Here is a 10487-nt window from a genome sequence, read left to right as displayed (position 1 = left end):
ATCCTCCTGGAACGCCACGTCCACGACCGTGCGGTCGCCGACATCGCCACCAACCTCGGCGTGCGCCCCCACGCCGTGACCATGCGGTTGCGCCGGGCCGAAGAACGCCTCGCCGGCGCGTTCGCCGCAGCCCACGCCCAGGGCGTCAACGAACCCGAGTGCCGCAGCACCCGCTCCGCCATGCACGACTATCTCAAGGGACGCCTCCTGCCCCGCCGCCAACGGCGCCTGGAGGTCCACATGGACGGGTGCGCCGAGTGCACCAGGGCGTTCGTCGACGTCCGCGAGGTGTCCTGGATGCTCCGTGACCTCGGACAGCACCTCATCGCAGGCGGCTGGGTCGGCGGCGCAGTCGTCGGGGCCGGGGCCGGGGCTGCCGGTGCCGGTGGTGCGCGCCCGCGATCGTTCGGCAAGAAGGAGACCGCCGTCGCAGCCGGAGTGCTGGCCGCGCTGGCGATCGGCGGAGGCGCCGCGGCGATGATCGCCAGCCAGGCTGACAAGCCGCCGATCCAGGCGATCGAGGATGCCGCCGGAGCCGGTGGCGGCGGTGCGGGCGGCGGCGGTGCGGGCGGTGGCGGTGCAGGCGGCGGTGGTGGCGGCGCTGGCGGCGGCGGCGCGCCGAACTCTCCTGAGGAAGCCACGGAGGAGCGACCGCCGTCGATCCCGCCCGCCGACCCCCAGCCGCGCCCGGCCACCACACCCAAGGAAGACGCCGCCCCGGCGCCGGCACCCGAGCAGCAGGTTGCCGACCCCGAGCCTGCGGACAACAACCCGCCTGCAGCCGAACCGGCTCCGGGCGGCGGCACGGACCGGCCCGACCCGGTGAAGCCTCCGACCCAGCCCGATCCGGAGCCCACCGAGCCGCCGAACCCGCCCGAGCCCACGGATCCGCCGGAGCCTCCGGACCCGCCCGACCCCCCGGACCCGCCGGATCCGCCCGACCCCGAGACCCCCGGCCCCGGTGCGGCGCTGGACGCCCTCCTCCTCAGCCTGGGTCTCTCCGACCTGCCTGGCATCGACCTCGCCACGACCACGATCGACGAGATCTGGGCACTGTTCTTCGGCACGGTCGCCGGGAACGCCGGCCAAGCCGTCGACGATGCCCAGTCAGCGGTAGGGAACTGATTGCGATGCGGGCCTCCTACCTGGCCCGCATCCCCTCAGTGCTGTGCGAACGCACAGCACTGCTGGGCGGCAGCCCAAGATCGACGGCCGACGCCGTCCGCACCTTCCATGCGCGCGCGTTCTTTGCGAGCATGCACGACCGAGGTTTCGTGGAACGTGATGGCACGCGGCGCGCTGTCGTGTGCGGGAGGGAGTCGGCGTGACGGTCACCAGCGCGGACCTCAGCCAGTGGGCAGCGCACCGTCGTGCTGTCGTCTTCACGGTCTCGCGACGTGTACCCGGTATCGACCCGGAGCTGGCGGCGAGCCGCGGGCTCGAGCTGCTGTGCGTCGAGCTCATGAGACAGGGCGGCATCTCCGACCCCGTCGCCTTCTGGAGCGCCGCGGCGGTGGACGCGGCGCAGGAGATGGCGCACGAGGAGCCCTCGTCGGACGAGCAGACCTCGCGGGCGGAAGCCCTCAGCGCACCGGTCCGCCGCGCTCTGGACTTCGAGGTACTGACCACCGCGATGGAGCGGCTGCCCGCGGGTGATCAACAGCTCCTGTGGGACCACCACGTGGCGTCCCGTCCGGTCGCCGCGATAGCCGACGAGATAGGCGTGCTGCCCTACGCCGCCAAGCGTCGCCTCCGTCGTGCCGAGAACCGGCTCGCGAGCAGCTTTGCCGAGACGCATACCGGCGCGGCGGACAACGCCGAGTGCGAGTCCACCAGGGCCTCCCTGCACGACTTCGTACGGAACCGTCTCCTGCCGGGCCGCCGGCAGAAGGTCGAGGACCACATGGTCCAGTGCTCGGGCTGTACCAGGGCCTTCGTCGACGTCCGGGAGTCGTACTGGATGCTGCGCGCCGCCGCACCCGTTCTCCTGCTCGGCGCGGCGGCCGTGACGGAGACGGGCACGGCGTTCGTGACTGCGGGAGTGACCGGCGCCGGGCTGGGCGGCGGGCTCGCCACCCTGGGCACCCGTGTGGTGCTGACCGTCCGCAGCGCGCTGACCGATCCGGTGAGCCTGTCGGCGACTGTGGCCAGCGGACTCTTCCTCACTACTGCCGTCACGACGGGGGTGACCGGCGGCCTCGGGGGCATGCCTGCTTTCCTCGAGTCCGGGACCGTCTCCGTCTCGACGGAGGAGGGTGCGAGACCAGCGGTTCGGGGCGCGACGCCGACCTCCCGGGCGGCGGACCCGACGACCCTTCCCGAGCCGACCCGTTCGGTCGTGCCGGACCTGGCGGAGGGCAGCGGCCTGCCCCCGGGCCTCACGAAGAAGACCGAGCTGCCCCCGGGCCTCGCGAAGCAGGACGACGTTCCGCCCGGCCAGGCCGACGACCCCGACGGCTCGGGCAGCACCGACACGCCGGATACCGCTACCCCACCGAGCGGGGGCGGGAACGACAAGACTCCGCCCGGCCTCGCGAAGAAGGGCGGGATCCCGCCGGGCCAGGCCAAGAAGGACAAGGTCCCGCCCGGCCAGGCGAAGCAGGACAAGACTCCGCCCGGTCAAGCCACGAAGGACGAGGTCCCGCCGGGTCAGGAGAAGGACAAGACTCCGCCCGGCCAGGCCAAGAAGGACAAGGTCCCGCCGGGCCAGGCCAAGAAGAACGCCGCCGCGTCCGGCACCTCAGCTTCCGCGTCGAGTCTCGGATACGCCGCCGCCGGCACCCCGACGAACCGGGGAGCGGATATCCCGCACCAGCTGTGGGACGCGTACGAACCAGGTATCGAGTGGGTCGGCGGACGAGATCACCGGCCCGTACCGCCTGATCACACCCGTTCCAGGAGGATCAGCACCTCGTAGTGCGAGGTCTGCGGGAACATGTCGAGCAGACGCGCCCGCACCGGCCGAAGCGACGGCATCGCGGCGAGGTCCTTGGCGAGCGTCGTCGCGTTGCAGCTCGAGTACAGGACGTGCTCGATCCCCGAGGTCTCCAGCCACTGCGCCAGGTCCGTGCCGATACCTCGCCGCGGCGGGTTGACGATCACCATCTCGGGCAGCTCGGGGGCGTCCGGCCCGATCGCGAACGCCGTCGCGTCACCCGCGGCGAACGTGACGTCACGGAAGCGCGCCGCCCCTACGCCGTCGCGCAGCTTCTCCACGGTGCCCGACGCCGCGGCCACCGCCTCCGCGCTGATCTCGATCCCCGTGACGGCGCGCCCCGGCGCGGCACAGTGCAGCGCGAAGCCGCCTACGCCGCAGTACAGGTCCCAGACGCTGCTCGGGTCGAACTCGGAGACCCAGGCACTGGCCTGCCGATAGAGCTCGGTCGCGACCGCGGTGTTGGTCTGGAAGAAGCTCTGCGGGCGTAGGTCGAGCGTGATGTCGTCGATGCGCATCGGCAGGGTGGTGCGCTCGGTGAGGGAGATCTCGAGGTCGCCCTCCAGCACCGCGGCGTGCGCCGGCTGGATGTTCGCCGAAGCCACGGCCAGTGCCGGAAGCTCCGCCTGCAGCGAGGCGAGGTGCTTGCGGATCCGCGCGATCGCCTCCTGGGAGCGCAGGACGAACCGGACCATGAGCTCGCCGTCGGGCGAGAGGGTCACCAGCAGGTACTTGAGCTCGCCCCGCTGCTGCGCGCGCTTGCCGACGCCCGAGACCTGGTACGGCTCCAGGTTCGCGCGCGTCACGAAGGCGGCAAGGGGAGCGAAGGAGGCTTGCAGGGCGTCCGGGTAGAGCCCGCAGTCCGTGAGGTCGACGCCGTGGCCGGCCCGGTCGAGGATGCCCAGGACGGGCTCCGCCACGGTGCCGCTCACCACCATCTTCGCCTTGTTGCGGAAGGCCGACTCCGCGCTGCTGACCGGGGGCAGCCAGGTCAGGGCTGAGCCTGTGGACAAGTCTGTGGACGAATCTGTCGAACCATCTGCGGACTTGTCTGCCAGGACGGGGGCGAGGAGCGCAGCGACGTGCCGCTCCTTGTCGAGCACCTGGGTGGGGTAGTCGATCTCCAGGAGGGTGCAGGAGTGGCAGCGGCCGGCGTCGTAGTGGGGGCACTGCACACCTCCATTATCCAACCCCTACGCAAACGCCCTGATCAGCGCCGACGCACCGCCGTCAGCCCACGTACTCGAAGTGCCACGGTTCCTCGCGGCCACCGCCCTGGCGCGCCCATTCCGGGTGGTGCCAGCCGACCTTGGGCCCGTTGGCGGCGAGCCACGTGTACTCGGGCCGGCCGAAGCGGAAGCCGTCGTCCACCGGCACGTCTGCCGCCAGCGCCAAGCCGTGGTTCGAGGTTCCCGGCGCCGCCACCTGCCCGCTGCCGAACTCGTCGAGCGCCTGGAGCTGCCAGTCGTAGGGCCGGTAGCCGTACTCCACGCGCAGCGGCTTGCCGAACTCCGCCTTGAACCGAGCGTCCAGCTTCTTCCAGGCCTGGGCCGCGTCGCAGCGCAGGTACTGGTCCTGCCCCTCGGGCCCGACCCCGACCTTGCACAGCTCGTCCACGTCGAGCCGTCCGTTGGAACCGTCGGCGACCGTCGCGCGCGCATCCCACGCCGCCGCCTCGATCGCGGCCCGCGCTGCCTCGCGCCGCTCGCCGAGCGCTTGGACGGAGCGCAGGTTGCTCAGGTTCGCGCCGGCCGCGAGCGCCGCCTTGCCCTCGGCACGATGGGTCATGATGGCCTTGCGGACGGCGGCTGGAGCGCCGACGTCGGCGGTCCAGCTCAGGGTGTACTCGGAGTCGCGCACCGAGATCTTGAGCTGCGCCGTGACCTTCGTGAGCGTGACCTTCGCCGTCTTGAGCTGGGCGGCGGCCTTCTTCGTACGCTCCGCCGCCGCGATGGCCTTGGCCTTGGCGTCCTTGCGGTTCTGCTGCCACTGCCGGTTCGACGCCTGCACGTCCTCGGTGGCCGCGACCAGGGTGGTCGCCGTGGTGCGCATGGTGATCGCCCACTCGGTCGCCGCGGCCTCCAGCGCGTCGACGTCCTCGGTCGTGTCGAGGGCTGCGGTGCCGGGCTCGGGTACGGCCGGCGGCCGCATCGCGCCGAGCTCCTTGGCTGCCGCGATGTGGCCTACCAGGTCGACGCGGACGGCGGAGTCGACCACCTTGCCGTCGGAGGACGCGAGGACCTTCTCCGCCGTCGCGATCTGCTGGGCCAGGCCCTCCTGGGCCGTGCGCCCTTCGTCGACCGCTTGCACGACGTCGGCGCGCGCGTCGGCCAGCTCTGCCCGCTCGCGCTCGTTGCCGATGTGGACGAACGCGAACACGATGCTGCCCACCAGCGCGACTGCCGCTGCGATCAGGAAGACCACCAGCGGCCGCATCGACCCGCCGTCCGACGGGCCCCTGCCGGGCGTCGTGCCTTGGTGCCGCGCCTCGTCCGGTACCTCGGCGGTCGTGCCCTGGGGCGGGCTCGACGCGACGGCGGCGGGGTCGAGTGGTGGTCCGGCGGGTGCGGGCGGCTCCGCGTTGAGGGGCATGGCCCGAAGTTTGGCGAATCTATGGCCGGGACGCTAATTCCCGGCGCGCTCCGCGAGGTTCTTGAGCTTCTCGATGTACAGCTCGACGTCGCTCTTCTCCCAGTCCGGGATGTTGGTGTTGTCGGCGTAGAGGCCCACGGACTTGTCGGTCAGCTCGCGCAGGATGTCGGCGTGGCCGGCGTGCCGGGCGATCTCGTCGCTCACGTGGATGACGATGCGGAACAGCGTGACCTCGCTGTTCGTCCACCACGGCACCCGCCCCGGGGCGTCCAGCGGGAGCGTGTCGATGGTCTCGTCGGCGAACGCCCAGGCCCGCCGGTAGAGGTCCGTGACCGACGCGACGGACTCGTCGGCCGTCGCGTACCAGTCGGCCTGCGGGTCCTCTTCCCATGCCTGTTCGGAGACGATCTCCTCGGGGTTGGGCCAGTCCCTGCCGAAGGTCGGACCGAAGTAGCCGATCTCGATGTTGGCGCAGTGCTTCACGAGGCCCAACAGGTTGTTGCCCGACGGGACCAGTGGCCAGCGCGCCTGCTTCTCCGTGAGGCCCTCCAGCTTCCACAGGAGGGCCTCACGGGTTTCCTGCAGGTACTTCTTCAGGACCTGCTTCTGCTCGAGCTCACCCGAGCCGGTCACGCTGTCAGTCGTCTGTGCCATGAGGACAGTGTGTCCTCAGGCACTGACACTCACCGAACCTTTTGGGCCCGGCCGCGCTTCTTCGGCTTCCGGTGGATCCACCACTCGGCGAACATGAGGTTCACGATCCACGACACCCATGCGGAGGCGACCACCGCACCCTCGATCTCGGGAGCGCCGAACGCGAGGTCCGGGTCGGTCAGTGCACCCGGCACGTAGGCGACGATGAGCGCGGTGGACCAGAACCGGTTGGCCACTATCGAGAAGGCCAGCGCGGTGCTCCGGATCATCCATTCCCGGTGGTCACCGAACCGGCGCTGCCGTACCGCACGGAAGCCGAGCAGGGTGGTCGCCAGGAGCAGGATGCCCAGGAACGTGTTCGCCACCTGCTGCCCGACCCCCGAGCTCGGGAACTGCGCGGTCACCAGGGCCCCGATGCCGGTCACGATCGCCGAGGCCACGTAGACGCGGCCGCTCCACCGGTGCACCCGTGGGTGGTGGGCCCTCAGCCACGGCCAGAGCTGCAGCACGGCCGCGCTCAGCATCACCGACCCCGCGAGGATGTGGGTCACGAGCGCCGGGTAGAACACCGGGCCGCGGTCGGTGGGGACCAGGGAGAGCGAAGGGTCCAGGCCCACGTAGCGGGGGAGCGTGCTCACCAGGAACAACGCGGTGACGACGGCCAGCGGCGCGATCCAGGGACGCCGCCACCAGCGGACCTTCCGGGTCGAGCGGGCCGGAGCCGGTGCGGTGGTCGTTTCTGTTGCCATGTCTTACCTGCTTTCGTCGGGCCGGAAGGTCGGGACGTGCGCCGGGTCAGCGCCGGGCACGGAACGCCAGGCCGGCCGCCACCGCGAAGAGCAGGCCGAGCCCTAGGCACCAGCCGACGGCGAGCACCGCCACGCCCGTCGGGTCCGCCGTCGCCGGCGTGCCACCCGAGAGCAGGTCGCGCACGGTCTCGATCACCGGCGTCACCGGCTGGTGCTCCGCGAAGCCCCGCAGCCAGGACGGCAGCGTGTCGACCGGCACGAAGGCGCTCGACACGTAGGGCAGGAACATCACGAAGAACGAGAAACCGCCGGCCGCGTCGGGCGACCGGACGAGCACGCCCACGAGGGCGGCGAGCCAGGTGATCCAGCCGACGAAGAGCAGGATCATGCCTACCGCGGCGAGCCACTCCAGGACCGAGGCCTCGGGGCGGAAGCCCAGCGCCATCGACACCCCGAACACGATGGCGGTGGTGACCAGGTTCTTCACCAGGCTCGCGACCACGTGACCCGACAGCACCGTCCAGGCCGTCATGGGCATCGACCTGAGCCGGTCCACCATGCCGCTCGACATGTCGCTCTCCACGGCCAGCGCGGTGTTCGCCGCGCCGAACCCGGCCGCAAGCAGGATCACGCCCGGCGTCACGTAGTTGATGTAGTCGGTGCCGATGTCGACGGCGCCGCCGAAGACGAGCACGAACATCAGCAGGATGATCACGGGCAGCACGACTGCCGTGATCATGGCGTCCACGTCCCGCGAGACGAGGCGCAGGCTGCGCGTCGCCATGGTGGAGACGTCGCTCACCAGGTGCGTCATGCCGCCACCCCCGCCGCTCGTGCCGAGCTCTCCTTGCCGACGTGCCCGGTCAGGGTGAGGAAGACGTCGTCGAGGCTGGGCACCCGGACCTCCCAGTGCTCCGGTGTCACTCCCGTGGCCTCGACCGCGGCGAGCACGGTCCGCACGTGCCCGACGGAGCCGTCGGTGGGCACGCGTACCCGCACGCCGTCGACGGTCGCGACCCCGAGCGCGGGGGCGACCCGGCCGACGTCGGACGGGGTGGCGAACGTCAGCTCGACGCCCGCCTCGCCGACCTGGCTCTTGAGCTGGGCGGGAGTGCCGTCGGCGACTATCCGGCCGCCGTCGACGAGCGCCACCCGCTGCGCGAGCCGGTCCGCCTCCTCGAGGTACTGGGTGGTGAGGAACACGCTGGTGCCTTCGTCGACCACGTCGCGGACGACGTCCCACAGCGCCTGTCGTGACCTCGGGTCGAGGCCCGTGGTGGGTTCGTCGAGGAACATGACCCGGGGCCGGGTCAGCAGGCCCGCCGCCAGGTCGAGCCGACGACGCATGCCGCCGGACCAGGTGCCGACCTGCCGGTGCGCCGCGTCCGCCAGGTCGAACGCCGTGAGCAGCTCCGCCACGCGGTCCCGCACGACCCGGCGCGGAAGATGCGCGAGGCGGCCCATCATCGTGAGGTTCTCGGCGCCCGACTGCTTGTCGTCGACGGCCACCTGCTGTCCCGTGAGGCTGATGACCTCGCGGACCCGGCGCGCGTCCCGGACCACGTCGAACCCGGCGACCGTCGCGCGGCCCGCATCGGGTCGCAGCAGCGTCGCCAGGATGCGGACCGTGGTGGTCTTGCCCGCACCGTTGGGGCCGAGCAGCGCGAGTACCTGTCCCTCCTCGAGCTCCAGGTCGAGCCCGTCAAGCACCGGCGGGCTCGACGAGCCCCGTCTGGCGAAGGACTTGTGCAGGCCTTCGGCCGTCACGATCGCTGTCATCGTCTCTCTCCTCCTGGCGGCAGCCAGTTACTGTGTATGACCTACGCGTTTTAGTGTGGAGCGTAAACAGTATGTGGTCAAGAGAGTTTCGGATCGGCTCGCGTGGCTGATCAGGGCAGGATGGGATCCGATGAGCACCGACACCACGCCCGAACCCGCCGAGCAGCCGCAGGCAACACCCGGACAGCCGGACGGCACAGGTGCGACGCGCGAGCTGCCCGCTGTCGTGCAGCGACTGTGGGGCGCCGCGGCCCCCCGCCGGCGCGGCCCCAAACCCGCGCTGTCCGCCGCGCAGATCGTGCAGGCCGCACTGGACCTGGCCGACGCCGAGGGCCTCGCCGCCGTCTCGATGGCCCGGATCGCGGACGCCGTCGGCTATACGCCCATGGCCCTGTACCGGCACGTCTCCGGCAAGGAGGAGCTGCTGGTCCTGATGGCCGACGCCGTGGCCGCGGAGCTGCCCGACATCCCGGCCGGCATCGGCTGGCGCGCGGGGCTCGAACGCTGGACCCGCGCTCAGATCGAGCTGGGCATCGCCCGCCCGTGGATGCTCGAGCTGCCGCTGTCCGCCGCGCCGCCGGGTCCGAACCGGGTGCGCTGGATCGACCAGGCCTTCGGGGTCCTGCAGCCGGTCGAGCTTCCGGCCGACGCGAAGCTGGCGGTCATCGGACTGCTCGCGCAGCACGTCCTCGGCGAGTCGCGCGTCCATATCGAGTCCCGGCGCGCGGCGGTGCAGCAGGTGCTCCGGGAGTCCGGGCTGCCTGACGGGACCCCGGAGTCCGAGCTGGATCCCGCGGCGATCGACGCGGCCAACCCGTACGCCGACTTCGAGACCGTGCTCTCCACGTACGCCGACCCCACGATGTACCCGAACCTCTTCGAGTCGTTCGCGACCTGGCCGGAGGACTCCATGACCGCGCACTCCGAGGACGACATCGCCTTCGGTATCTCTGTGGTGCTCGACGGTATCGAGGCTTTCCTACGGCGTTGTGGCGCTCTTCCCGACGACGGGTCGTGAGCCCCTCCGCCCGTCGCCGCAACGGTTCTGGCGCGACCACAGCCAGCGATTTTCGGACGTTGTCCACAGGCGAACGGCCGGAACGAGTGGACTGTCGGTGGCGTGCGTCAGAGTGGTGCCGTGACAAGTGATCCCCTGACAGACGACAAGACGGCAGCGACGGCGCCGGGCGCGGCCCTGCGGTGTTTCGGCGACGGCATCGCGCTCTACGAGGCCTACCACGACGAGGAGTGGGGCGTGCCCGTGCACGGCGAGTCGGCCCTGCTCGAGCGCATCGCCCTGGAGGGCTTCCAGTCAGGGCTCTCCTGGATCACCGTGCTGCGCAAGCGGCCGGCGTTCCGAGAGCTCTTCGAGGGCTTCGACCCGGAGCGGGTAGCGGCGTTCGGCCCGGACGACGTCGAGCGGCTGCTCGCCGACGCCCGCATCATCCGCAACCGCATGAAGATCGAGGCCACGATCGAGAACGCCCGGGCCGTCGTCGCGCTGCACGAGTCCGGCCGCACGCTCGACAAGCTGTTCTGGTCCTTCGCCCCCGAACCGGTCGACCGCCCGCGCGCGGCGACCTTCGCGGACCTCCCGGCGTGGACCCCCGGGTCGAAGGCCATGAGCAAGGCGATGAAGAAGGAGGGCTTCCGGTTCATCGGGCCCACGACCGCCTACGCGGCGATGCAGGCCTGCGGCCTGGTGGACGACCACCTGGCCACGTGTCCGGTGGTGCTCGGTCGCGCCGGCGCGACCGAGCAGGGCACGGCTACCTGAG

At 71.3% G+C, this 10487-nt stretch carries 10 protein-coding genes; 4 read left to right on the top strand and 6 right to left on the bottom strand.

What is annotated here, in order from left to right; genetic code table 11:
* Positions 1-1125, top strand: a 1125-nt coding sequence (locus ACFO6V_RS26930) for a zf-HC2 domain-containing protein (protein WP_377141899.1), incomplete at its 5' end; no start/stop codon positions are given.
* Positions 1126-1324: 199 nt separating this feature from the next.
* Positions 1325-2917 carry a sigma-70 RNA polymerase sigma factor region 4 domain-containing protein gene (locus ACFO6V_RS26925; protein ID WP_377141897.1) on the top strand — a complete coding sequence of 531 codons (1593 nt, stop codon included), beginning with the start codon at positions 1325-1327 and terminating at the stop codon, positions 2915-2917.
* Here ACFO6V_RS26925 and rlmC read toward each other — a convergent pair.
* Genes rlmC through ACFO6V_RS26895 form a run of 6 tightly spaced genes read right to left on the bottom strand, consistent with a single transcriptional unit; the run spans position 2884 to position 8709 of the window.
* On the bottom strand, positions 2884-4110 hold the full coding sequence (gene rlmC, locus ACFO6V_RS26920) for a 23S rRNA (uracil(747)-C(5))-methyltransferase RlmC (RefSeq protein ID WP_377141894.1): 1227 nt from the start codon (positions 4108-4110) through the stop codon (positions 2884-2886). The genes ACFO6V_RS26925 and rlmC overlap by 34 nt on opposite strands.
* A gap of 55 nt (positions 4111-4165) precedes the next feature.
* Positions 4166-5527: a M15 family metallopeptidase gene (locus ACFO6V_RS26915; protein ID WP_377141891.1), complete on the bottom strand. Its 1362-nt coding sequence runs from the start codon at positions 5525-5527 to the stop codon at positions 4166-4168.
* A 33-nt stretch (positions 5528-5560) separates the two neighbouring features.
* Complete coding sequence (locus ACFO6V_RS26910; RefSeq protein ID WP_377141888.1) at positions 5561-6181, bottom strand: DinB family protein; 621 nt, start codon at positions 6179-6181, stop codon at positions 5561-5563.
* 29 nt (positions 6182-6210) lie between these two features.
* The gene (locus ACFO6V_RS26905) at positions 6211-6930 is read right to left on the bottom strand and encodes a DUF2306 domain-containing protein (RefSeq protein WP_377141885.1); all 720 of its coding nucleotides are present in this window, start codon (positions 6928-6930) and stop codon (positions 6211-6213) included.
* 46 nt (positions 6931-6976) lie between these two features.
* Positions 6977-7744 carry an ABC transporter permease gene (locus ACFO6V_RS26900; RefSeq protein WP_377141882.1) on the bottom strand — a complete coding sequence of 256 codons (768 nt, stop codon included), beginning with the start codon at positions 7742-7744 and terminating at the stop codon, positions 6977-6979.
* Complete coding sequence (locus ACFO6V_RS26895) at positions 7741-8709, bottom strand: ATP-binding cassette domain-containing protein (RefSeq protein WP_377141879.1); 969 nt, start codon at positions 8707-8709, stop codon at positions 7741-7743. The genes ACFO6V_RS26900 and ACFO6V_RS26895 overlap by 4 nt, the downstream gene beginning before the upstream one ends.
* Positions 8710-8839: 130 nt before the next feature.
* Between ACFO6V_RS26895 and ACFO6V_RS26890 the strand changes: the two genes are divergently transcribed.
* Positions 8840-9727: a TetR/AcrR family transcriptional regulator gene (locus tag ACFO6V_RS26890; RefSeq protein WP_377141876.1), complete on the top strand. Its 888-nt coding sequence runs from the start codon at positions 8840-8842 to the stop codon at positions 9725-9727.
* A 120-nt stretch (positions 9728-9847) separates the two neighbouring features.
* Positions 9848-10486, top strand: a complete 639-nt coding sequence (locus tag ACFO6V_RS26885; protein ID WP_377141873.1) for a DNA-3-methyladenine glycosylase I — start codon at positions 9848-9850, stop codon at positions 10484-10486.
* Position 10487: the final 1 nt, after the last annotated feature.

This window comes from Promicromonospora alba (assembly GCF_042654905.1).
Lineage (GTDB): Bacteria > Actinomycetota > Actinomycetes > Actinomycetales > Cellulomonadaceae > Promicromonospora > Promicromonospora alba.
Note: the sequence above shows the minus strand (reverse complement) of the source record. Positions and strands in the feature narration are given on the sequence as shown.

Coding starts and splice junctions, on each gene's coding strand:
- ACFO6V_RS26900 (WP_377141882.1), bottom strand. CDS start 7,744: ATGACGCACCTGGTGAGCGACGTCTCCACCATGGCGACGCGCAGCCTG.
- ACFO6V_RS26910 (WP_377141888.1), bottom strand. CDS start 6,181: ATGGCACAGACGACTGACAGCGTGACCGGCTCGGGTGAGCTCGAGCAG.
- ACFO6V_RS26915 (WP_377141891.1), bottom strand. CDS start 5,527: ATGCCCCTCAACGCGGAGCCGCCCGCACCCGCCGGACCACCACTCGAC.
- ACFO6V_RS26905 (WP_377141885.1), bottom strand. CDS start 6,930: ATGGCAACAGAAACGACCACCGCACCGGCTCCGGCCCGCTCGACCCGG.
- ACFO6V_RS26890 (WP_377141876.1), top strand. CDS start 8,840: ATGAGCACCGACACCACGCCCGAACCCGCCGAGCAGCCGCAGGCAACA.
- ACFO6V_RS26895 (WP_377141879.1), bottom strand. CDS start 8,709: ATGACAGCGATCGTGACGGCCGAAGGCCTGCACAAGTCCTTCGCCAGA.